The 23,724-nt window shown below is 52.6% G+C and carries 22 protein-coding genes; 21 read left to right on the forward strand and 1 reads right to left on the reverse strand.

What is annotated here, in order from left to right; translation table 11 throughout:
• Positions 1–47: 47 nt before the first annotated feature.
• The 6 genes from dapA (at position 48) to AN477_RS22455 (ending at position 7,462) form a co-directional block, all read left to right on the forward strand.
• Positions 48–935, forward strand: a complete 888-nt coding sequence (gene dapA, locus AN477_RS22430; RefSeq protein WP_054971410.1) for a 4-hydroxy-tetrahydrodipicolinate synthase — start codon at positions 48–50, stop codon at positions 933–935.
• 382 nt (positions 936–1,317) lie between these two features.
• Positions 1,318–2,997 carry a ribonuclease J gene (locus tag AN477_RS22435; protein WP_211266055.1) on the forward strand — a complete coding sequence of 560 codons (1,680 nt, stop codon included), beginning with the start codon at positions 1,318–1,320 and terminating at the stop codon, positions 2,995–2,997.
• Positions 2,998–3,142: 145 nt separating this feature from the next.
• Positions 3,143–3,910 carry a ClpP family protease gene (locus tag AN477_RS22440; RefSeq protein WP_054971447.1) on the forward strand — a complete coding sequence of 256 codons (768 nt, stop codon included), beginning with the start codon at positions 3,143–3,145 and terminating at the stop codon, positions 3,908–3,910.
• Positions 3,907–4,143 (forward strand): YlzJ-like family protein, encoded by a 237-nt coding sequence (locus tag AN477_RS22445; protein ID WP_054971412.1) that lies wholly within the window; start codon positions 3,907–3,909, stop codon positions 4,141–4,143. Before AN477_RS22440 ends, AN477_RS22445 begins: the two co-directional genes overlap by 4 nt.
• An 84-nt stretch (positions 4,144–4,227) precedes the next feature.
• On the forward strand, positions 4,228–6,687 hold the full coding sequence (locus tag AN477_RS22450) for a DNA translocase FtsK (protein WP_054971413.1): 2,460 nt from the start codon (positions 4,228–4,230) through the stop codon (positions 6,685–6,687).
• A gap of 157 nt (positions 6,688–6,844) precedes the next feature.
• Positions 6,845–7,462 carry a hypothetical protein gene (locus AN477_RS22455; RefSeq protein WP_054971414.1) on the forward strand — a complete coding sequence of 206 codons (618 nt, stop codon included), beginning with the start codon at positions 6,845–6,847 and terminating at the stop codon, positions 7,460–7,462.
• Positions 7,463–7,484: 22 nt separating this feature from the next.
• On the opposite strand, the gene AN477_RS22460 is transcribed toward AN477_RS22455, so the two are convergent.
• Positions 7,485–7,826: a hypothetical protein gene (locus AN477_RS22460; protein ID WP_054971415.1), complete on the reverse strand. Its 342-nt coding sequence runs from the start codon at positions 7,824–7,826 to the stop codon at positions 7,485–7,487.
• A gap of 138 nt (positions 7,827–7,964) precedes the next feature.
• On the opposite strand from AN477_RS22460, the gene AN477_RS25325 reads away from it, so the two are divergent.
• The 15 genes from AN477_RS25325 (at position 7,965) to AN477_RS22535 (ending at position 23,713) form a co-directional block, all read left to right on the forward strand.
• On the forward strand, positions 7,965–9,110 hold the full coding sequence (locus tag AN477_RS25325) for a hypothetical protein (protein ID WP_054971416.1): 1,146 nt from the start codon (positions 7,965–7,967) through the stop codon (positions 9,108–9,110).
• Between the two features lie 55 nt (positions 9,111–9,165).
• Positions 9,166–9,969: a DUF3388 domain-containing protein gene (locus AN477_RS22470; RefSeq protein WP_054971417.1), complete on the forward strand. Its 804-nt coding sequence runs from the start codon at positions 9,166–9,168 to the stop codon at positions 9,967–9,969.
• Between the two features lie 45 nt (positions 9,970–10,014).
• Positions 10,015–11,112 carry a helix-turn-helix domain-containing protein gene (locus AN477_RS22475; RefSeq protein ID WP_054971418.1) on the forward strand — a complete coding sequence of 366 codons (1,098 nt, stop codon included), beginning with the start codon at positions 10,015–10,017 and terminating at the stop codon, positions 11,110–11,112.
• A gap of 62 nt (positions 11,113–11,174) precedes the next feature.
• Positions 11,175–11,666 carry a YajQ family cyclic di-GMP-binding protein gene (locus AN477_RS22480; RefSeq protein WP_054971419.1) on the forward strand — a complete coding sequence of 164 codons (492 nt, stop codon included), beginning with the start codon at positions 11,175–11,177 and terminating at the stop codon, positions 11,664–11,666.
• A 122-nt stretch (positions 11,667–11,788) separates the two neighbouring features.
• Positions 11,789–12,367, forward strand: coding sequence for a CDP-diacylglycerol--glycerol-3-phosphate 3-phosphatidyltransferase (pgsA, locus tag AN477_RS22485; protein WP_054971420.1), 579 nt, complete (start codon positions 11,789–11,791; stop codon positions 12,365–12,367).
• 48 nt (positions 12,368–12,415) lie between these two features.
• Positions 12,416–13,660 (forward strand): competence/damage-inducible protein A, encoded by a 1,245-nt coding sequence (locus tag AN477_RS22490; protein ID WP_342668588.1) that lies wholly within the window; start codon positions 12,416–12,418, stop codon positions 13,658–13,660.
• A gap of 118 nt (positions 13,661–13,778) precedes the next feature.
• Entirely contained in the window at positions 13,779–15,359 is a 1,581-nt protein-coding gene (locus AN477_RS22495; protein ID WP_054971449.1) for a DEAD/DEAH box helicase, read from the forward strand.
• A gap of 225 nt (positions 15,360–15,584) precedes the next feature.
• Positions 15,585–16,631: a recombinase RecA gene (gene recA / locus AN477_RS22500; RefSeq protein WP_054971421.1), complete on the forward strand. Its 1,047-nt coding sequence runs from the start codon at positions 15,585–15,587 to the stop codon at positions 16,629–16,631.
• Entirely contained in the window at positions 16,621–17,304 is a 684-nt protein-coding gene (locus AN477_RS22505; protein ID WP_054971422.1) for a regulatory protein RecX, read from the forward strand. Before recA ends, AN477_RS22505 begins: the two co-directional genes overlap by 11 nt.
• A gap of 56 nt (positions 17,305–17,360) precedes the next feature.
• Entirely contained in the window at positions 17,361–18,935 is a 1,575-nt protein-coding gene (gene rny / locus AN477_RS22510; protein ID WP_054971423.1) for a ribonuclease Y, read from the forward strand.
• 100 nt (positions 18,936–19,035) lie between these two features.
• On the forward strand, positions 19,036–19,815 hold the full coding sequence (locus AN477_RS22515) for a TIGR00282 family metallophosphoesterase (RefSeq protein ID WP_054971424.1): 780 nt from the start codon (positions 19,036–19,038) through the stop codon (positions 19,813–19,815).
• Between the two features lie 92 nt (positions 19,816–19,907).
• Positions 19,908–20,168, forward strand: a complete 261-nt coding sequence (gene spoVS, locus AN477_RS22520) for a stage V sporulation protein SpoVS (RefSeq protein WP_026962035.1) — start codon at positions 19,908–19,910, stop codon at positions 20,166–20,168.
• A 59-nt stretch (positions 20,169–20,227) separates the two neighbouring features.
• Positions 20,228–21,193: a dipeptidase gene (locus AN477_RS22525; RefSeq protein WP_054971425.1), complete on the forward strand. Its 966-nt coding sequence runs from the start codon at positions 20,228–20,230 to the stop codon at positions 21,191–21,193.
• 411 nt (positions 21,194–21,604) lie between these two features.
• Positions 21,605–22,144 carry an outer spore coat protein CotE gene (gene cotE / locus AN477_RS22530; RefSeq protein WP_054971426.1) on the forward strand — a complete coding sequence of 180 codons (540 nt, stop codon included), beginning with the start codon at positions 21,605–21,607 and terminating at the stop codon, positions 22,142–22,144.
• A 159-nt stretch (positions 22,145–22,303) separates the two neighbouring features.
• Positions 22,304–23,713: a YheC/YheD family endospore coat-associated protein gene (locus tag AN477_RS22535; RefSeq protein ID WP_054971427.1), complete on the forward strand. Its 1,410-nt coding sequence runs from the start codon at positions 22,304–22,306 to the stop codon at positions 23,711–23,713.
• Positions 23,714–23,724 lie beyond the last annotated feature (11 nt).

The raw sequence follows: 23,724 nt of genomic DNA on the forward strand, positions 1-23,724 counted from the left end.
TCGACGTACTTTTGATGAATAAACGTCGACTGAAGAGGTGAAGGAACGTGGATTTTGGAAGATTGATTACGGCGATGGCAACACCGTTTGATACGGCAGGAGCGATAGATGTTCCCGGGGTAAAGACCCTGGTGAAACATTTGCTAAGTACTGGAACAACGGCGGTCGTTGCGGCGGGGACAACCGGCGAGTCCCCAACGCTTTCGCATGAGGAAAAACTTGAACTGTTTGAACTGACACTGCGGGCAGCTGATGGGCAAATCCCGGTGATAGCGGGAACGGCAAGCAATGATACAAGAGCATCCATCGAACTGTCGAAGGAAGCAGAAAAGCTTGGCGTGCAGGGACTCTTGCTTGTTGCGCCGTATTACAATCGGCCGTCCCAGGACGGTCTGTACGCGCACTTCAAAGCCATTGCGGAATCCGTGAACATCCCCGTGATGCTGTATAACGTGCCAGGCAGAACCGGTGTCAACATCGACGTCTCAACCATCTTGCGTTTAGCGGATATTCCAAACGTGACTGCCGTGAAAGAGGCCAGTGGAAGCATGAATCAGATTCTGCAACTGGCAGCGAAAAAACCGGATGACCTGTTACTTTACAGCGGGGACGACAAGCTGACCATTCCCATGATGTGTGTCGGAGCCTACGGCGTTGTTTCCGTTGCTGCACATGTGGTCGGAGAAGAAATGTCAAAGATGATTGAGGCGTTTGTCGCCGGTGACGTGAAAACAGCGGCTGTCTGGTCCGGCAGATTGCTGCCTGTCTTTGAGGCACTTTTTGCAACGAGCAGCCCGGGGCCGCTCAAAGCTGCTTTAAAACAGATGGGACTTCCGGGGGGCTCGGTTCGTCTGCCGCTTGTAGATGCTCCGGAAGAGATTGGTGCTCTGATGGAACGACAATTGACGCGGCTTGGTAAGGTAAGCATCGGGTAACTGCAGTAATCGTAACGTCCTGGCTTTCCGAAATATATTGACACGGTTGATGATACACGCCCGTTTTGGGCGTGTTTTTGTTTGTTTTCAACACCTCTTCACGTCCGCTCTTTTTGATTCAGTCGGGAAGGGAGGTAAATATAACCTGATGCCATTGTTGTGCAGGGTCGCATTCGCGGATATAATAGAACCACAGGTGACTGGTGCGGCTTTGAATATCAAAGGACGAACATCATCACTTCGAGTCGTGTGATGTCCAGACAGGGATTTTGTGCTCTTTGATGGAGTGCAATTCGGGCGGACCCTGGACGTAGTGCGCGATGCAGAGGAACAGATTGAAGTTTGTGTATGGAATTCCTATATGTGGAATTAGAAACACTATATGGATTGGTGGAGGTGCAACGTGGCAAGAAAACGACAAAAACTGTCGATTATCCCGCTCGGAGGCGTTGGGGAAATCGGCAAGAATATGACGGTGTACAGGTATGGCGACGACATTATCGTCGTTGATGCGGGCCTGAAGTTTCCTGAGGAAGAGATGCTCGGGATTGACATTGTTATCCCGGATATCAGTTACCTTGTGGAGCATAAAGAGAAGATTCGCGGTATTTTCGTTACACACGGTCACGAGGACCATATTGGCGGACTGCCTTACGTCCTGAAACAGTTAAATGCGCCTGTGTACGGAACGGGCCTGACTTTGGGGCTGATAGAAAACAAACTGAAGGAACACGGATTGCTCGAGACCACAAAGATGTACAAACTGACGGCAGACTCCGTGGTTGAAGCAGGGGCTTTTCGCGTCTCATTCTTTTATTTGAACCACAGCATTCCTGACACTGGTGGATTTGCGATTGAGACACCAGAAGGCCTCGTCGTTCATACGGGTGACTTCAAGTTTGATCACACGCCTGTGGATGGGCGCCCAGCGGATGTACACAAGTTGGCTGCCTATGGATCTCAAGGTGTGCTTGCTTTGGTGGCAGACAGTACAAATGCAGAGCGAGAAGGGTTTACACCCTCTGAACGCGTCGTTGGGGGCAAGATCGACGAGATCGTGTCGAAAGCGCCTGGACGTGTGATTCTCGCGACATTCGCATCGAATATTCATCGCATGCAGCAGGTCGTGACGGCTGCGGAAAGGCACGACAGGAAGGTAGCCGTCGTCGGTCGCAGCATGGTGAACAACATTCAAATCGCCATTCAACTCGGCTGTTTGGAGGCACAGCCTTCAACGCTCATTGATGCGGATGATGTCAACAAGTACCCGCCGGAAAAGGTTGTCATTCTTTCGACGGGCAGCCAAGGTGAACCGATGTCTGCACTGACCCGGATGGCTCGAGCCGCGCACCGGAAGATTGAAATTGTTCCAGGAGATACCGTGGTGCTCGCCAGTTCGCCGATTCCGGGGAATGAAAAGTACGTTGCTCGGACAATTGATCAACTCTTCAGAGCTGGCGCACACGTCATTTACAGGGGAGTTCACGTCTCCGGTCACGGCAGTCAGGAAGAACTGAAACTGATGTTAAACCTTACGCGGCCTAAGTATTTTGTTCCGGTGCACGGCGAATATCGGATGCAAAAGACCCACTCCGAGCTGGCCATGCAAGTTGGTGTCCCGGAAGAGGATATCTTTATCCTTGATCTTGGCGATGTCTTAGAGTTTGACAGCGGTCATGCCCAGATTGCAGGTCGTGTGACGGCCGGCAGTGTGATGATTGATGGTCTTGGCGTCGGTGATGTCGGAAATATTGTGCTTCGTGACCGTAAACTGCTGTCCCAAGACGGTATTCTGGTCGTGGTTGTGACCTTGTCAAAGGAAACAGGACGAGTTCTGTCAGGGCCGGATATTATTTCACGCGGTTTTGTATACGTACGCGAGTCTGAAGCGTTACTCGACGATGCGACAAAACTTGTGGAGAATACACTTACGCGATTGGTTGCCGACAACGTAAACGAGTGGTCTTCGCTGAAGACGGCAGTCCGGGAAGCTCTCGGCCGTTTCCTGTTCGAACAAACGCGGCGCCGGCCGATGATTTTGCCGATTATCATGGAAGCTTGATTCCTTGGCTAGATCGGAATGAGAAAGAGGGTCACCCCACCGCCCGGGGTGGCCCTTTTTTGCATGCTGGGCAATTACAGGCGACATACTAGATGGGTATTTACAGTGAGGAGTGAAGCATGTGCCAGACAAAACACCACCACTTATGGAGCAGTTGGCAGGGATTAAGGCGGCACTCCAAAGAAGTGTCACTTCATCCGAGTATGCAGAGAACGAGCAGGGAGCCGAGGAAAACGTCGCTCAGAATATAGAGGCTTTGGGTACGACTGAGCCGCCGACGGCCCCGGATCCGAGGATTCATTGTTTATCCATCATCGGACAGGTGGAAGGGCATGTTGTTCTCCCGCCTCAGAACAAGACCACCAAATATGAGCATGTGATTCCGCAACTGGTCGCCATCGAGCAGAACGATGACATCGAAGGCTTGTTACTGATTCTCAACACAGTTGGTGGAGACGTTGAGGCTGGGCTCGCAATTGCTGAAATGGTGGCAAGTCTGTCGAAACCGACGGTGTCACTGGTTCTCGGCGGGGGGCATTCCATCGGAGTTCCCATTGCGGTCAGCGCAGACTATTCGTTTATTGCGGAAACCGCGTCCATGACCATTCACCCGATTCGACTGACCGGGATGGTGATTGGGGTGCCGCAGTCGTTTGAGTATCTGGAACGAATGCAGGAGCGGGTTACGCAGTTTGTAGTGCGTCATTCGAGAATTCAAGAATCGGTGTTCCGTGACCTGATGTTGAATACTGGGGAAATGGCCAGAGACATCGGAACGACCGTGGTCGGTAAAGATGCCGTGAAATACGGACTCGTTGATGCGGTCGGCGGCCTTGGTGACGCTCTACGCAAGCTGAACAGCCTAATGGCCTCCAAGAGCGAGGTGTCTGAACAAAAGGGGATGGTACAATGAGCCTGCTGTGGAGCATTGTTCCGACAGACAGTATCTTTGCAACAGAGATAAAAGACACATACCTGTTGCGCTCTGTTCCGGCTGCAGAGGCGACCATGATTTTGTCTGATGTCGGCGGTGGAATGGGGAAGATCGAAAGGTTGTTGAGTACAAACCCAAACGACTATCTCCGCCCTGAATGGCAGCCTGGATGTCTGGTTCGGTTGGCGGATTTCAACTCTGATTCCGTTTGAAGGCAGGAATGTATCCTCTCCATCGCGAACTCTCTCAGGTACATGACGAGTGAGTTCGCTCGTGGGAGGTTTTTTGTTACTGAAATGGCGAAAAAACATCGTAAGGAAAACATTCTTCAATTTGAACTGTCTGGTCTTGGACTTTTAACACTCAGTGCTCTCGCACTCGGAAGGTTGGGGTGGGTAGGGCGCTTTTTGGATGTTGCCGCAATCTACCTCGCAGGGTCGTGGAGTTTTCTCGTTCCGTTGTTCGTCGCGTACGGTGCGCTTTATATGATGGTGAAGCGATCCGTATTTCCTTGGGACAATCGGCACATGGGGATGCTTGTCATCCTCATCTCTTTGTTGACGCTGGTGGAATTCGACTTCTATCAATTTCTTGGGCAGTATTACCCGAATGAGCCAATCCCGCTCTTTCATGCATCACTCTTAGCGATGAACGACATGCGTAATCAGGTTCTCGCCGGTGCTCCGAGTGGGGGCACGCCGGGAAGAGTTGGCGGCGGGCTCATTGGATATGCATTCTTCATGCTGCTCAAGTCCTTGTTTGGGCTGTTTGGTTTACTGGTTGTGCTGTCTGTGCTCGCGCTTGTCGGCCTCTTACTTGTGTTTCAGATGTCCCTCGTGGCGGTGGTTCAGCGTGGCTCGCGCTGGGTTGAGCGCCAACTCGAGGCGCTCTGGCGGGGTTGCAAGCAGTACATTACACTCTTGTTTGGTCCTGAGCGTCCGCGAGAAAATCGGGGACGGGGCAAAAAGGACAAGGCAAACTCCGAACCGAAGCCGAAGCGCTCTCGCAAAAATGCGGAAGATGCCTTGATTGTGGATGCCGAATGGAGCCACGCCCATGCGGAAGAATTTGATGAGCCGAATACCGCGCCGGTTGTCCACGACTTTGCCGCACGACAACCTGCCCATGCCGAATCACGGCATGAACCAGAGGTGGACGCGGGAAAACCAACGTTGTCGCAGGTTGGGAACCAACTGGTGATGCGCTATCCAGAACCGAAACACCGCGACAAGCCAATCGCACCGCCCCCGACGACAGAGAAGAAGAAACCGATGGAGGAATATTCCGTCGGCCCGCCGGTGCACGACGAAAACTATCAACTGCCTTCCATTGGGTTATTTCGTCCTGCGGATGCCCGCAAGTCCGGCGTCAACCTGCGAGACGTTCAGGAGAATGCTCGTAAGCTCGAGAAGACTCTTGAGAGTTTCGGCGTTCAGGCAAAAGTTCTGGAGATCAGTCGGGGTCCTACGGTGACCCGGTACGAAATTCAACCCGCGACGGGTGTCAAGGTTTCGAGGATTGTAAATTTGACCGATGACATCGCGCTCGCGCTTGCGGCCCGGGATATTCGCATTGAGGCTCCGGTGCCAGGCAAGCCAGTCGTCGGGATCGAAGTGCCAAACGACGAGATTGCCGTTGTCACACTTCGTGAAGTGCTGGAGGCAGCGGAATTTGTCAATGGGGGCAGTCGGTTGTCGATGGCGCTTGGGCGCGACATCTCTGGCCAAGCCATTGTCGGTAATCTGCAAAAGATGCCGCACCTCTTGGTTGCCGGAGCAACCGGGTCTGGCAAGAGTGTGTGCATTAACGGGATGATTGCCTCGATTCTGATGAAGGCGAAGCCGCACGAAGTCAAACTGTTGATGATTGACCCGAAGATGGTTGAGCTTTCCGGTTACAATGGGATACCGCACTTGTTAGCTCCTGTTGTGACAGATCCGCGAAAAGCCGCGTTTGCGCTGAAGCGCGTGATTGAAGAGATGGAAAACCGCTATCAGTCTTTCGCAGAGCGCGGTGCCAGGGATATTGAGCGTTACAACGAGTTGATTTCTCGCGAGGGGGCCGATCCGCTGCCTTACATCGTGGTGATTGTCGACGAGTTGGCTGACCTCATGATGGTGGCACCCGGTGAGGTCGAGGACGCGATTTGTCGCATTGCACAGATGGCGCGTGCCGCGGGTATCCACCTCATCGTCGCCACTCAGAGGCCGTCTGTAGATGTCATTACAGGTGTGATTAAGGCGAACATTCCGAGCCGTATTGCTTTTTCAGTGTCGTCAATGGCCGACTCGCGGACTATTCTCGATGGCGGCGGCGCGGAAAAGCTGCTTGGCCGCGGGGACATGCTGTACCTTCCTGTAGGGGCCTCTAAGCCGGTGCGTGTGCAAGGGGCGTTCGTGTCTGAAGAGGAAATTGAGAAATTGGTCGACTATGTGAAGTCACAGCAAAACGTTGTTTACACGGTGGACCTCAACACAGGTGTGGAGGAGTCGAACTCGGGCCCGAGTTCGGATCTCGACGATCTGTTCCCTGATGCGGTCGATCTGGTTGTCGACGCAGGACAAGCTTCTGTATCGATGATACAGCGACGGTTCCGCGTAGGGTATTCCAGAGCTGCACGAATTGTCGACCAGATGGAACTTCAAGGTTTAGTTGGTCCGTTTGAAGGGAGCAAGCCGAGAGAGGTCACCGTCACAGCAGAAGAATGGGCAACTTTGCGCCACAGCTACATCCAGCATCGCAGCGCTGCAGAATGAACCTGCCTTGGCAATGATTTTACTGCTGGATACAACTTGCAGGTGACCGCAGGTCGATATCATTTCACCTGGATGAAGGCGACGCCGGACAGGCAGGATATTCTCCCTGATCAGCTCATAATCTTAATGTGAGATGAGTTACAGGGAGATGAGCCGTGTGTCAAAACGTATAAAAGGGATTGCCAACGGAAGTCGACAGGTGCTGTCTGGTCTTGCGGTTGTTGCGGTGGTGTTCGGAGGCTTATGGTTTTCACAGCACCCACTGCCTTTTGCAGTCGGACAGGCTGCGACTGCACAGTCAACGGTGGGAGGAGCTGGCCCCCAAAACTCGGCGTCAACGAGCTCTACGGGCAGTACAACTGGCGCATCGGATCCCTATGGGCAAAAACTCCAGGACATTCTGAACGGAGTGGCTGGGATGCAGGAGGTTGCACTTGAAAGCGGTACGACGGGAGAGACCGTAACCGCGACAATTCAAGTGAGTCCCGGGACGACGCTTGCGAATGTGGAAGATGCACTGATTAAGCAGTATATGTCCGATGTATTCGACACCGATCCGTTAGTGCAAACGGCAAACGTGTATTTTATCAATGATGGACAGTTCGTGGCTGGAGGGGGCCTTTCTCGAGCTGCTTATGATAAGTGGGCTGTCTCCACGTCGACGAGTGGTGGTGACGTACAGGCTTGGATGGCAGGGTTGCCGACAAGCGGAGCGGCTGGAAGTGTGAGCGGGTGGTTTGAGACCGCCAGCCCTCTATCATCCACTGGGAATTGACAGAGGGCACGATATCTCTACTTTAGTAACGACGTGGCATGCCTATCATGTACGCTTGCGTGAACTGAATGTCTCGACGCCGAATCTCTTTCATCAGCGCTCGAACAATCGGCTCGTGTCCAGTGCGCATGAGCGTCTCAACAATAGTAGCAGAGGTGAACGGCTCCTCAAGGGCATCCGTCATCTCTGGGTTTTCTTGAAGTTGTGAAAGCCATCGGTCATCATAGTGATCACCACGACGGTTCCGATAGGCTCTTTCATAGAGCTCTTTCACAGTGATTGGTAAGTCCAGGGTCTGGAGATAGAAGTTGAGTTGAACTAGGGCCTTTGCAACAGAAAGGTGTTCTCCTCCGAATCGCGGCATATATTATCCACCTCTTAATGCCATTATCTTTGAGGGTGTCTGGAAACGCAAGAGATTCTCAGAACAAAAAATGGTGATAAGAACTCGCGAAATTGACTCGGTCGTGTCAAAATATCTGCTATAAAGGAGTTTCAACTGGTGACGTCGCAACATTTGACCTGGCATTTATTGACCAAGACTCCTGCTAAAACGGCATTACTATCCTCTGTGCTTGCTGCTAGTTTACTCGTTGTTGGATGCGGTCCACCCGTGCTGTCTCAAATGCGTCCAACCATGACGAAGACATCGATTTGGGTTGGGCTGGTAGATAATCCGCCTGGCTGGTCAGCAAACGCGCTGGAGCAGTCACTGCTTGACGCAGGACTCATTCCGCAGGTGAGCCAGTTGACCTCAACGAATGTGAGCAGCGCACTTGCCAACGCGGTCTCAACTGCCCATGCAAGTTTGTACGTCATCTGCTCAGAGAGCCCTCTCGACAATCAGCTTCTGCAGGTGATGGAACAGCATCCGAGTGAGCACTATGAGGTCGTTGCACCTGAAGCTGATACGCTACCGCAAGACATACGGCTTTACTGCAGTCCTGGCGGTGCATCCGGATATGTACTTGGATATCTTGCTGGACTAGCTGGAGCGGATCACGGAGATACAACTATCGGACTCGTTACCGACGGGACCGTTACGGCATCCAAAGCTGACATTGCAGGCGCTCTGCTTGGTGTCGCTGCAGCGAACAGCCAATTGACTGTCCAGCCTATCGTCTGGACTGGAACTGGAACTGGAACTGGAACTGGAACTGGAACTGGAACTGGAACTGGGACTGGAACTGGAACTGGAACTGGAACTGGAACTGGAACTGGAACTGGAACGGTTGCGCCTGTGTTCCCTCACGTTGTGGTAGCAACCCGTCCGCTGACGGCTGCAGAGTTGCAGGTTGTGCGCCAGGCTGGCAGCGTGGTGGTGTCCTTGGTAGCCGCTCCTGCATATTCGGGGCCGCTCATCATCGGGCAGCCTGGGATGCCGAGCCCAAGTGGACTGGTACAGGATGCACAAGCTCTCGCACAAGGCAACTGGAAGCCCGGTGTGTACACACAAGTCGGAGTACCGACGGTACAGATTGCCCAGTCGGCTTTGACTGTCCCTTCCATGACCGCATTGCAGAGCCTGCTCCAAACTGCAGATCCAAGCCGCCTGAACTTGTTGAACACGTGGAATGCACTTCCTGCACCTGTCCGAACTACTTGGTCACAATGGGTGAATCTAGGCAATCCGGCTGAAACTTTATGATTCAGGAATAGTTTTCGAGCGAGCCAGAAACATTAGGAAAGGAGATGTCTGACTGGTGTCGAATTTAGACGCAGAAACGGATCGGTCGCACAGCGAGTTTTATTTCCAGTACCACATCCAGAAAAATCGGCCGGGATTACTCGGGGACATTGCCTCACTTCTCGGGATGCTTGGGTTCAATATCATACAACTGGGCAGTGTATCCGACACGGGCCGTGGATTTCTGTTGACAACAGATCGGCCTGAAAGTGTTGAAGTGCTGCGCTTAATGATTGAGGCGATGGAAGACGTCAAACTGACAGGCCTCAGGGAGCCATCGTTACGTGATCGCATCGCTTTGCGCCATGGACGTTTTATTGAGCGGGCTGATGAAACGGAAACCCGTACATATCGTTTTGTCCGCGATGAGCTGGGAGTCCTTGTGGATTTTCTCGGTGAACTATTGAAACGACCAGGGCGCCGCGTCATTGGCGTTCGCGGACAGCCTCGGGTGGGGAAGACGGAATCGATTGTTGCTGCCAGCGTCTATGCAAATCGCCGCTGGACGTTTGTATCGTCAACGCTGCTCAAGCAGACCTTGCTGAAGGATCTCCCGGATTATGAGCTTGACTCGGATAACTTTGTGTACATTATCGATGGCGCAGTGAGCAGCTTGCGCGGAGACGAGTTGCACTGGCGGGTTGTGGACGATGTTCTCGCCCTGCCGGCTCCCGTTGTCATCGAGCATCCGGACATTTTTGTCAAACACTCGCATTACGGCTGGGATACGTTTGACATGATTATTGAGCTGCGACGAAATCCGGAGGAATTGATACAGTACGAAGAATATGAGCGCGAGGCTGCGCGCTGGCAGGACTAATGGAACTGCCGGAATGTCACCACTCGGAGAAGCGGGGGGCACAAATTGGTTGAACTCGGTCAGTTGTTAAAAGAGCGACGAGTGGTTCTAGGAATGGATTTGGATGACGTTGAACGACGAACGAAAATTCGAAAGAAATATCTCGAGGCCTTGGAAGATGGGGATTGGAGCGTTCTCCCAGGGGAGGTCTACGCACGGGGGTTCGTTCGTTCCTACGCTGAGTGCGTAGGACTCGATGGACTTGAGTTGCTGGAAAAGTACATCGATCAACCGCACGTGGAATCTCTGCGGAATCCAGGAAAACTTCGCCAGGAACCAACAAACCTGGACAAACCCAAGCCGATGACTGAGTCGATAACGGAACGTCCAATCACAGAATTCCAGGGTCCAAATACCCACATGACACCATCAGCACATGAGGCGCCGACAACACGCCGATATGACAAATCCAACCAGGATGACAAATCGAAACAGAATGACGGAGTGCCTTATGTTCCGCCTTCCACCCGGAACGGACCAAACGCCACCAAACCACGGTCTCGTGAACGTCGAGGTCCCCACATCGGCAGTTTTGTGGGGCAGGGAGCTGCAGTCTTGGTTGCCTTCGCCGTCTTAGCCGGAGCTTGGTGGGCGATTCGGGGCCATCATGGAACAACCCCACAAGTTGCCGCTGGTAACGCGAGTCAAAATGTCGCGGTAGCGTCTAATGCAGCTGGGAGCACCAACGCAAACACGGCGTCAAACCAGGCGACGAATGCCCCGGTTCAGGCAAGTACGGGAAACAGTACGAACACATCCAACTCTGCCAGTGGACAAGCTGCGCCGTCGAGTACCACGATATCTGTGCAGCCGTACAATGCAGCGACGGGCACACTGACCGTTGTTGACACGTCAAAAGGTCCGCTCGTATTGAATGCGACCGCGCAAGGCGGACAGTGCTGGACTCAGGTGTTGGCGGATGGGAAATCTGTTGACCCGAACGACTTTATCGTTCCAGGCACGACGAAATCATGGAGTGCCACGCAAGAACTTCGCATTGACCTAGGAAATGTGCCTGTGGTTTCCTTGACTGTGAATGGACAAGCTGTACCCCTGCCCAATGTCACAAAACCCATTTGGGTAGTCATCAAGAAGCAAGCTTAACTAAACCATCTTAAACGTTCAGTGCCGACTTTGGACAACGCGCGCGCAAGGGGGAGTTCCACATGGCGAAGGATGCCTCATTTGACATTGTGAGTGAAGTTGATGTGCAAGAAGTGACAAATGCAGTCCAGCAAACCATGAAAGAAATTGAAACGCGTTTTGATTTTAAGGGCAGCAAAAGTAATGTAGAGTTTGATGGCAAAGAGCTCATTTTGCTGTCTGATGATGAGTATAAACTTGGTGCACTGTATGACGTACTGCAGTCGAAGTGTGTGAAACGCAACGTTTCGTTGAAGTCCTTGAAGCCAGGTAAAGTGGAACCTGCATCCGGTGGCACGGTTCGCCAACGCGTAGCAGTTCAACAAGGCATTGAGGCCGATGTGGCGAAGGCGATCGTCAAACTCATCAAGGACGCGAAGCTCAAGGTCCAGGCGAGCATTCAGGGTGATCACGTTCGCGTGTCCGGAAAGAGCCGGGATGACTTGCAAACCGTTATAGCCGCCGTTCGGGAAGCAGACTTTGATGTGGCTCTTCAGTTTACCAACTATCGATAGATCTGAATCTGCCGAAATCTACATGTTCTTGTTTTGACGCAGGATTCCCAACTGAGGTATACTGTTTTGCGTCATAGGTAACTTGGAGTGAGAAGCGATTCGGGAAATGGGGCGTGTTGCGATTGAATCTGGCTAACCGGATTACGATAGCCAGAATTTTTTTAGTACCCGTCGTAACGTTCCTGTTGTTGGTCAGGTTTCATTTTTGGACGCTGACCATTAACCACCGTACGACTACAGGCAGCGAGATGATAGCTGCATTGGTGTTTGTTTTAGCAGCTGGTACGGATGGATTAGACGGATACATAGCGCGGAAACATCAGATTGTGACGAACTTTGGGAAATTTCTCGATCCGATAGCGGACAAGTTGCTGATTTCAGCCGTTCTGATTAGCTTGGTGGAAATGCAACGGCTGTCTGCATGGGTTGCAATCCTCATCATCAGCCGTGAATTCGCAGTGACTGCCCTGCGACTTGTCGCTGCGGTTGAGGGGTTAGTCATTGCGGCGAGTCGGATCGCAAAATGGAAGACTGCAGTCCAGATTGTTGCAATGGCAGCTTTGATGTTAAACAATTTTCCGTTCTCTTATGTCGGTTTTCCTTTTGACACCGTCGCAGTCTATGTCATGGTGTTCTTTACGTTGTGGTCGGGCATTGACTATTTTGTAAAGAACAAGTCGGTCATCAACACGAACGTGTGACCCGGTGAAATTGCCGACGGGGACTTTCATTGGAAGTGAGGGATTCACGTGCAGGCTGTGCGAGGCGAACATATTGCGATTGGGTCCGAAATACTGCTTGGTCAGATCCTGAATGCACATGCTCGAACCGTGTCTTTGGCATTTGCTGAACAGGGATTTTTCCTCTATTACCATACCGCTGTAGGGGATAATTTGGACCGCATCGCCAATCTGCTTCGGCAAGCGGGAAAGCGGTCCAACGTGATCGTCATTACTGGCGGACTAGGCCCCACCGAAGATGACCTGACGCGAGAGGCTGTGGCGCAGGTGCTCGGTCGTGAGTTGCATCTCGTACCGGATGCTGTCGCTGAAATCGAGCGCTTTTTTGCAGGCCGTGGGCGTCCGATGCCTGAGGTGAACCGCAAACAAGCGATGTTGATTGACGGCGGTGAGTTTTTGCCAAATCCGAACGGAACCGCGCCAGGGCAGTACGTTGAGTCAGAAGGCGTGCACTATTTTCTCTTGCCCGGTCCTCCGCTTGAGATGAAGCCGATGCTCGACAACTATGTCGTTTTGCGTCTCAAGCAACTGTTGCCAAACTCGTCAGTCCTGGTGTCAAGAACCCTGCATTTTTGCGGCATCGGAGAGTCGACGGTGAACGAAGAAGTCATCGACTTGCTGGCGTTGCAAAACCCGACGGTGGCTCCGCTCGCCAGTGAAGGAGAAATGCTGCTTCGTATCACGGCTTCTGCCGCCACTGCGGAATCGGCACAGGAGCTCATTGCCCCGCTAGAGAAGCAGTTACGGGAGCAATTCCCGAAGTATATTTACGGTGTGGACAGTGATTCGCTTCCGTCTGTAGTCGGTGATGCACTGCGGGCGAGGGGAGCAACCTTGTCTGCCGCAGAAAGTTGCACAGGCGGGCTTCTATCGTCTATGATTACTGCTATCCCCGGAGCGTCTCAGTATTTCTTCGGCGGCGTGGTGTCCTACGACAACTCTGTAAAATCGAGTGTTCTTGGTGTGTCGGAGGAAACGCTCAAAGAGCACGGAGCAGTTTCAGAAGAGGCAGCGAGAGAAATGGCCCTTGGTGTGAGGTCAGCATGTGGTACGACGTTCGGCGTTTCCATCACGGGAATCGCCGGACCGGGCGGCGGAACTGCTGAAAAACCCGTGGGTCTGGTTTATATAGGTTTGGCAGACTCGGATGGTTGTGATGTGTATCGGTTGCAGCTTCGGGGGTCTCGTGAGCAGATTCGGCTGCGAGCCGCCAAACAGTTGTTGTGGAGACTCTGGACGAAGCTGAATCACTGACCTCGGTACCATAGAGTGGGTGCTATGGATTCGGTGGAGACGGGGTAATGGATTTCGACGTAAGTGGATGATTGCACGAACAGAGGACAAATGGTGAATGGAAAGAAAGGTTGAGAATATGGGTTCATTTCAAGAGTTTGCACTGAGCAGAAGGGTTCAGCAGGCCATTGACGGCATGGGGTTTGAAGAGCCGTCGCCGATTCAGGCAGCATGCATTCCGCTTGTTCTGGCGGGACGCGATGTCATCGGACAGGCACAAACGGGTACTGGAAAAACAGCTGCCTTTGGTGTGCCGTTGATTGAACAGGTTTCACAGGAAGGACGAGTCCAGGGCCTCGTATTGACACCGACACGTGAATTGGCTATTCAGGTTGCAGGAGAGTTCCGCAAGATTGGCAAGTTCAAGCGGGTGCGGACCCTGCCGATTTACGGCGGGCAATCGATTGGGCATCAGATCCGTGCCCTGCAGCAGGGTGTTCAGATTGTTGTTGGGACACCAGGCCGAGTCCTTGATCACATTCGCCGCGGCACACTTCGCTTTGACAGCCTGAAGACGGTTGTGCTTGATGAGGCGGATGAGATGCTCGATATGGGTTTCATTGAAGACATCGAGACAATTTTGCGGGAAACCCCTGAGCATCGCCAAACGATGTTGTTCTCTGCAACGTTTACACCTGAAATCAAGCGACTCGCTGTTCGCTACATGAAGGATCCGGAGCATGTTACGGTCAATCGCGGAGAAATTACGGTGCCGCTGACAGACCAGGTGTATTACAAAGTGCTGGAGCGAAACAAGCTCGAGAGCTTGTGCCGGGTCATTGACAGCGAAGAAGTGCAGCTTGGGATTGTTTTCTGCCGGACCAAACGCGGTGTAGACGAATTGGTGGAAGCACTGGTTGCGCGCGGGTATTTGGTGGATGGTCTGCACGGAGACTTAAGCCAGGCACAGCGTGACAGGGTGATGAGAAAGTTCCGCACGAACGAGGTCGAGTTGCTCGTTGCGACCGACGTTGCAGCACGCGGTATTGACGTTGACAATGTCACGCACGTCATCAACTACGATATCCCGCAAGATCCCGAATCGTACGTGCACCGGATCGGCAGAACCGGTCGTGCTGGTAAACGCGGTCTCGCTATCACGCTGGTCACACCTCGGGAATTCAAACTGCTCAAGCAGATTGAACGCGAAACGAAGACTGCCATGGTGTCCCGTGAAGTTCCAACGCTGGCGGACGTTGCAGAGCGGCAAGCTGAGATTTGGCGCAATCGCCTGGTTGAAACGATTCAGAGCGGCGGGCTCGGACACTATCGTGCCATCCTTGGCAACATGGTTGACGAGTACGATCCGGTTGATATTGCCTGCGCGGCTTTGAAGTTGTCTTCTGCCGGAGAGTTGCAGACCGAAGAGGGAGAAGAGTACGACTTCGGCGAAACGGGTGCAGGACCGGGGATGGTACGGTTCTTCGTGAACATCGGCCGCGGTGCTCACATTGGCCCATCGGATTTGGTCCGGGCAATTTCAGAAGAAGCCGGTGTCCCAGGACAGGTCGTTGGGAAGATCGATATCTTTGATCGCTTTACGTTTGTTGAGATCGAAGAAGACGCAGCACCGTTCGTCTATGAAGCGATGCGTAAAGGGCGGATCAACGGTTCCCGCATTAATATGGAACCTGCTCGTCCGCGTGCACGTACACGCTGATTTTCGGATTCGTCAGTGCCTTGCCATTTCTGCTTTTCCACGCGTGATGTTTCAGTAAACCCAAGCGAGAGTGCTTTCGAGACTCTCGCTTTTTTGGTCTTTTTATGCGAACAAGTGTTTGCATTCGTTTATGAAACTGTTACAATAGACAGCAGGAAGCAAGACATGAGAGACGAATTATTCATGGAATGATAGTTTGCTAGATATTTTAAGGACGGTGTGTTCATGAACGACCGACGTGCTGCACTCGATATGGCACTGAAGCAGATTGAAAAACAGTTTGGCAAAGGTTCGATTATGCGCCTTGGTGAAGCGTCTGCCAATATGAACGTTGAAACAGTTCCAACGGGCTCCCTCGCCCTTGATATTGCTCTTGGTGTGGGCGGGTTGCCGAGAGGTCGTATCATTGAGATCTACGGTCCTGAGTCCTCAGGCAAGACGACAGTTGCACTCCACTGTGTCGCAGAAGTTCAGAAGCGTGGCGGTCAGGCAGCCTTTATTGATGCTGAGCATGCGCTTGATCCGCTTTACGCAGGCAAACTCGGTGTAAATATCGATGAACTCTTAATCTCCCAGCCAGATACCGGAGAGCAAGCGCTCGAGATTGCTGAAGCGCTCGTTCGCAGCGGAGCGATAGAGATCCTTGTCATCGACTCCGTCGCAGCACTCGTACCGAAGAGTGAGCTCGAAGGGGACATGGGGGACTCCCATGTTGGTTTGCAAGCGCGGCTGATGTCCCAAGCGTTGAGAAAGCTTGCCGGCGCGATTAGCAAATCTCGAACCATTGCCATCTTCATTAACCAGATCCGTGAGAAAGTGGGCGTGATGTTCGGAAATCCGGAAACCACAACGGGTGGACGAGCGCTGAAGTTTTACTCCACAATTCGCCTTGAAGTCCGCCGTGCGGAAGCACTCAAGCAGGGCAATGATGTGGTTGGAAACCGGACACGGATTAAGGTTGTGAAGAATAAAGTCGCTCCGCCATTCAAGCAGGCAGACGTCGATATCATGTTTGGTGAAGGCATTTCGAGGGAAGGCAGCATCATTGATATCGGCAGCGAGATCGATGTCATACAAAAGAGCGGCGCCTGGTACTCGTTTGGTGACGAACGTTTGGGCCAAGGTCGGGAAAACGCAAAGCTGTTCCTGAAAGAACATGCTGATATCAGCGAGAAGATTGAAATGCAGATTCGCGAGGCCTATCAACTCGGGGCAGCGAAACCACTGAATACTCCTGCGGCGGAGGAAGAAGTGTTCAGCTTTGACGAGTAATTCGGAGTCAAAGATCGAAAAGCACGAAGCTGTAGAAAAACGGCCGGAATTTCTCCGGATGATTTTTGACAATCGGGACCCCTTGGAGGTCCCGATTTCAGCATGGGTCGAGTACGGGCTGAAGGACGGGTTACATCTGCCGGAAAGTGTGCTTCAAGAACTGTCGGAGATAGCGGCGCGGGCAGTATGGCGGGGTAAAGCGCTTGGTTACCTCAATCATCGGCCACGCACAAAGGCAGAGGTCGTCCGTTATCTGATTGGCAAGGGAGCCTTTCCTGAGGTCGCACAACAGGTCGTCCGCAGCCTTGAAGCGGATGGGTACCTCTCAGACAAGCAGTACGCCGCTCAGTTTGTTCAGACCTATGCTGCAAAATCGAGCCGTCGAGAGATGGCCTGGAAACTGAGTCAGCGTGGCGTTTCGACTTCCGCAACAGAAAAAGCGTTTAATGACAAGGAAATTTATGAGGGGGAGCTCGCGGCGGCTGTCAAGACGGCAGAAAAGACCCTTCGTGCAGTGAAGGCGGGAGACCCGCAAGCCATTCGCCAAAAAGTCTGGAATCGCTTGCTTCGAAAAGGCTTTTCAATCGAGACTGCGCGGACTGCTTTGAATCTTGTAAGGTCAGAAATGCAGAGTATAGCACAGTCAGAATTTCTTGACAACGATTGGGAATGAATTATAGAATGAAATTGCGTATGCATTACGGCCTCTAGCTTAGGTTCTGTGCAAAAATGGCAGGCTTTGGGCAAGGAGGCACTATCATATTGGTTACGTTGATATGGATTATTGTCGCAGTTGTGGCATTGGCCATTGGATTCGGGGTTGGTTACTTCAGCCGAAAGTCACTTGCCGAAGCAAAAATTGGCAGTGCTGAAGCGAAGGCCTTGGAGATCATTGAGTCTGCTCAACGCGACATTGAAGCGAAGCAAAAAGAAGCACTGCTGGAGGCAAAGGACGAGGCTCATCGCATTCGGCAGGAAGTTGAACGCGAGGGTCGGGAACGTCGTTCAGAGGTCCAGAAACTGGAGAAACGTGTACTACAGAAAGAAGAATCGTTGGACCGTAAGTTGGAATCCCTTGAGCGCAGAGCGGATGGTCTGCGGGACAAGGAACGCGAACTGGCAGAGAAAGAAAATGAGATTGCCGTCCTGCATCAGAAGCAGGTGGAAGAGCTTGAACGCATCTCAGGGTTTACTCAAGAGACTGCCCGTTCGTTGATTTTAGCCCAGGTGGAGCGAGACAGTCGTCACGAAGCCGCCGTTCTCATGAAAGAGATTGAACAACAAGCCAAAACAGACGCGGAGAAGAAGGCGCGCGACATCGTGGCAACAGCCATTCAGCGCTGCGCTGCTGATCACGCTTCTGAGATCACAGTCTCGGTTGTCAATCTTCCGAATGATGAAATGAAGGGTCGTATTATTGGCCGTGAGGGCCGCAATATTCGTACCTTGGAGACCTTAACTGGGATTGACCTCATTATTGACGATACACCGGAAGCTGTCATCTTATCCGGATTCGATCCGGTGCGTCGTGAAGTTGCTCGAGTGTCTTTAGAGAGACTTGTGGCAGATGGCCGTATTCATCCTGCGCGTATTGAGGAAATGGTCGAAAAGGCACGTCGTGACATTGATGAACTGGTTCGAGAAGAAGGCGAACAAGCCACCTTTGAGACGGGGGTTCACGGGATTCATCCTGATTTTGTCAAACTGTTGGGCCGGTTGAAGTTTCGGACAAGTTATGGACAAAATGTTCTCAAACACTCCGTCGAAGTGGCGCATCTCGCTGGACTGATGGCAGCGGAACTCGGCTTGGATGTAAACCTGGCGAAGCGGGGTGGACTCCTGCACGATATCGGTAAGGCCGTCACCCACGAAGTCGAAGGCTCGCACGTCGAAATCGGAGTCGATTTGGCAAAGCGCTACAAGGAGAACCCAATCGTGATTAATGCGATTGCAGCACATCATGGAGACGTTGAGTTTACATCGCCTATCTCTGTGATTGTTGCGGCAGCGGACGCCATTTCCGCTGCACGTCCTGGTGCACGCCGTGAGACACTTGACATCTACATGAAGCGACTTGAGAAACTGGAGTCCATTGCAGAGTCTTTCGAGGGTGTCGAAAAGTGTTATGCAATCCAGGCAGGACGTGAAGTTCGAATTATGGTACGTCCTGATGTGATTGACGATGCTGAATCGGTGCGTATTGCTAAAGAGATTTCCAAGAAAATCGAAAATGAACTGGACTACCCAGGCCAAATTAAGGTCACAGTAATTCGTGAGACTAGAGCCGTTGAATACGCAAAATAGAGTAGCCTTTTGGCTACTCTATTTTTTGCGCAGGAGCATTTCACGACAGGATTTCATGTGAGCTGGTACAGCCTGCACAAACAACAAGGTGGGAAGAGCATTGAATGTACTGTTTATTGGTGACATTGTTGGACTCGAGGGTCAGGAGTATGCAGAACGGGTACTTGAAGAGGTTTCACGCGATCATCAACTTGACCTTGTCATTGCAAACGGGGAGAACGCAGTTCATGGACGCGGGCTCAATCGAAAGGCCGCTGAACGTCTCTATGATGCCGGTGTTGAGATCATCACTCTGGGAAACCACACATGGGATCAGCATGAACTGCAGGACTTTATTGACGAGGACGCACGAATTGTACGTCCATGCAATTATCCTCCTGGTACGCCAGGGCGAGGATATACCGTCTGTAAGGTCGGCAGTACCGAAGTGCTGGTCGTAAACCTGATGGGGCGAACATTTCTTAGCCAGCTGGATTGCCCTTTTCGAACCATTGACGCGGTTTTAAAACAACACCCCGCGATTCGGCACATCATCGTCGATATGCATGCTGAGGTTACTTCAGAGAAGTTGGCTATGGGGTGGTATCTAGATGGCCGAGTATCCGCTGTGTTTGGAACACATACGCACGTCCCAACGGCGGATGAACGGGTTCTCCCGCACGGCACCGCGTACATCACCGATGTGGGCATGGTCGGTCCGCGGGACGGGATCCTCGGTGTTGACCGGGAGATTGTTATCGGCCGCCTCATCAGTCAGATGCCAGCACGTTTCTCGGTTGCCAAGGGACCACGCCAGTTCCACGCTGTCCTTTGTGAATTGTCCGATGAAACCGGTCGTGCCACGGCCATCAAACGCGTTACGAAATATGAATCTGCGTAGATTGTGGAAGTTCTACAGGAATAAACCTACCTTTGGCGAATATCTCTATATTGTGCTAGTCCAGTTCCGGGTCGCCGAAGGAGGTCGCTTTCGTGGACGTATTAAAGGTATCTGCCAAATCAAATCCGAACTCTGTCGCTGGTGCGCTGGCAGGGGTGCTTCGGGAACGGGGCTCGGCGGAAATTCAGGCGATTGGTGCAGGTGCGCTGAACCAGGCTGTTAAAGCAGTCGCCATTGCGCGCGGTTTTGTTGCCCCAAGCGGGGTTGATCTTATCTGTATTCCTGCGTTTACCGATATCGTTATCGATGGAGAAGAGCGCACCGCCATTAAATTGATTGTTGAGCCACGGTGATTCGATTTGCCAGATGATTGGATATGGGTCTGCATGCCCATATCGTTGGGGGTGAATGTGTGCGCATCGCGGATGCACACGTAGATGTTCTGTGGAAAATGCTTGGATCAGACACCAACTTCTACGGGACGTCGCCGCTTCAGGCAAGCTACGAAAAACTACGTCAATCCGGGGTGGCGACACAGGTGTTCGCCCTGTTTGTCGATCCGGCTCACCCGGAGTCGTTTCAGTTGGAAAATGTGCTCTTATCCATTGATACGTTTTACCGGCAAGTCGTTGTTCCTGGCAAGGTCCAAGTTGTCAGAAATGTGGGAGAATTATCTGAAGTGCGCCAAAACGGTTCTATTGCCGGGATTCTTTCGATTGAAGGCGGAGGCTGTCTGCGAGGCAAACCGGAGTTGTTACGTGTCTTTTTCGATCTCGGTGTGCGTGGCATGGGCCTGACATGGAACTACCAAAACTCGCTTGCGGACGGATGTCGGGAGCCGCGCCAAGGTGGTTTGACCGGGGTTGGGCGAGAGGTTGTGAGAGAGATGGCCCAGCTTGGAATGTGGGTTGATTTAGCTCACCTGTCGGATCAAGGGGTTGAAGATGTCTTTCGGATTACAGATGGCCCTGTCATGGCTTCACACGCGAACGCCAGACGCGTTCTAGCCCATCCCCGTAACCTGACTGACGAGGTCATTACGGAATTGATTCACCGAAAAGGCTGGATGGGTATGGTCTTCGAGGGATCCTTTGTCGGGAATCTGGAGGAGGGTCCTGTGTCACGTGATGCCGTCTTTCGCCACATCGATCACGTTCTGAAACTCGGCGGGGAGGACTTGATTGGACTGGGGTCAGACTTTGACGGTACTTCGAATCCTCTCCGAGGTCTGGCTGATGCAGGGGATTATAAGTCTTTTGCACTTGATGTGGTTGACCGGTACGGTTCAGAACTTGCGGGGAAAATCCTGTTTCAAAACTTTGAAGACTTTCTTCAACGCAGCCTTCCGAACGAGTCGTGTTTTAGACCGGGCAAGTGAACGGTTCTTCCCGAGTCGTGCTCTCATCTTGGAACTCGTCATTTGGAATTTTTCTGTTTGGAACTTTTCGAACCCGCGTGTGTTCATATGAGACAAGTCTTCGCTTCAGGTGAACGGACTTTGGCAGAAACCAGAGTCGGTTCACCTTTTGTGTGTTTTACCCCCGTAACCACGCCGCTCTCTGCGAGTCTGCGATGGGGACCAAGCCCGAATTTGCAGGCCGGAGCCTTCTTGAATGACAGTCATTCGCCTAACTGCATAGGATGTTTGCGTGATGTCTGGGCGGTGACAAAGGCGTCGATGGTAGATAGGCACCACTGACATCCGTCCAGCATACTGTGCATTACAAGCAGGCTCGGCAATCGTCAGGCGCCAGATTGACGACCGGGCTGTTACAGAGGAGGTTTCCGCATGGTGCTCTCAAACAAGGACCTCAATTACCGGGAGATCGTCGCAAACGCTGTTTGTGGCCGTGGCAGTAAGTATTCCCAAACCACTTACACGCTTCGCCCCGCAAACCGTCCGACCACAATCGGTGGTTGCTGGGTTATGAATCACAGCTGTGAAGCGGAATTGGTTGGAGACTACGTTGAGGTACATGGTCGTTTCGACTGCAATGTCTGGTATTCGTACAACGGCAACTCAGAGACTGCCGTTGCAAAAGACACCGTATCCTACGTAGAGCAGATTGCCCTGCGTGACCTGGATATGGAGGCAGACCGAGACAGCCGTGAAGTGCAGGTGCGGGTCATTCAGAACCCTAACTGCCTGGACGCTACGGTGACTGGCAACGGATCGGAAATTCTGGTTCGGGTCGAAAAGGAACTCAGTGTTGAAGTGATTGGCAAAACGAAGTTGATGGTACTCACAGCAGATTTGGCAGAGAAGAAAGAGGAAGACTTCCTCGACGAGGAAGATGACCTGCTTGAAGAGGTTGAGATTGAGGACTGAACTTGATGACTGAGCTTTAAGGATGCCTCTTTCCGCCAAGAATTGAAAACTGAACTGCAAGCACTACGCAGCGGGCGACGGGGCGGTTTACGCCCCGTCTTTTTTCAGCCCTTGATGGGGCTTTCGCGTCATCTGGACGGAGACAGGGAGGTGCAGTTCATGATGATACGGTTCAGCGTCGATCCCACAGTTCAGAAACGACAGGTGTTAGGGACGCAAGGGCTCTTTTTGCGGCCTGGATTAACGAAGATTCGCTTTGGCAACCGTGTCGTGCAAGGGGTTGTTCAGTTCGCTGCGTCGAACCGTCAAGGGGTGAAGGTCGTAAAGACTGCCGACGAAGGCCCTCTGCTTCGTATCAGCAGTCAGTTGCAAAAAGCCTTGCGCCTGCCGGTAGAAGGCAACATCCATCTAGCACCGGACGGGGAGACATGGAGACTCGGACCGTGTCTCGGCATCTACGTGACACGAGAACGAAACGAGCAACGGATGTTTGGTGAACAGACACGTATGCTTGAGGAACTGACTCAGTACGGCAATGAGCGCGGCATTGATGTTGTGGTCCTGACACCTGGGTTTGTCGGTGATGAGCGGGGCTGGCGGTTTGACCCCCGGACGGGGAAGTGGGAACTGTCGCAAACGACGGTCCCGGACATCATCTTACGGCGTTCAGGGCGATTTCATGAACCGGCCACGAAGGTGAATGCCGACCTGCGTGCCTTTCAGCAGGCCGGGCGTCTGCATAGTCTTCCACGCAACAGCAGCAACAAGTGGACGTTTTATCGGGTCATGGAGGAAAACGCGAAGCTGCGCAGGTATGTTCCCGCGACCATGAAGGTGGCGTCTTGGCAGCAGTTGAAGATCGCATTGGCACGACTCAAGGATGCATATCTAAAACCCATCAACGGCGCACAGGGCATCTGCATTCACCGACTGTACCTGGAGACGCCGAAGGTGATTCGCGTCCTGAAAGAAGAGCGGGTTGTGCCAAGAGAGGCGGATCGCCTGTCGACCCATTTTCAACCGGAGACAAAGGTCGTCACGGACCGCCTGCAGTCAAATGCGGAGATTGAAGCGTTTTGGAAGTCCATCCAAGGGCAGTTTCGACAATGGGTCCTGCAGGAATCGGTCTCCCTGCTGCACACGAGAGACGACCGCCCAGTAGATTTTCGCTGGCTGGTTCAGTACACAGATGCGCCGTTGGTCGTTGGCCGGGTCGCGCGAGTCGGTTTACCTGGAGCGATTACGACGAACATCCATACCGGTGGCCAAGCGATGCAAGCTCGGACAGCCTTGGAACGGCTTCCGGACATCGATGTGAAACAGATTTTGGCCGATATGGACAATTTGGCCTTGTCGGTTTTCGAACAGCTGAGAGATGCGTTTGGTCCATTCGCCGAGGTCGGCATTGACATTGGAGTGGATGAAAGCGGCCGCGTTCTCGCATTTGAGGTCAACCCGACGCCGGGTAGGCGGATGCTCAGATCACTGCCGGACAACGTCCGTGAGCTGTCACTCCTGACTTTGGTTGAATATGCTATCAGGGCCGCTGGGTTCGGCAATGGAAAGTGACGAAAAGGGAG

This window comes from Paenalicyclobacillus ferrooxydans, assembly GCF_001399675.1.
Classification (GTDB): domain Bacteria; phylum Bacillota; class Bacilli; order Alicyclobacillales; family Alicyclobacillaceae; genus Alicyclobacillus_B; species Alicyclobacillus_B ferrooxydans.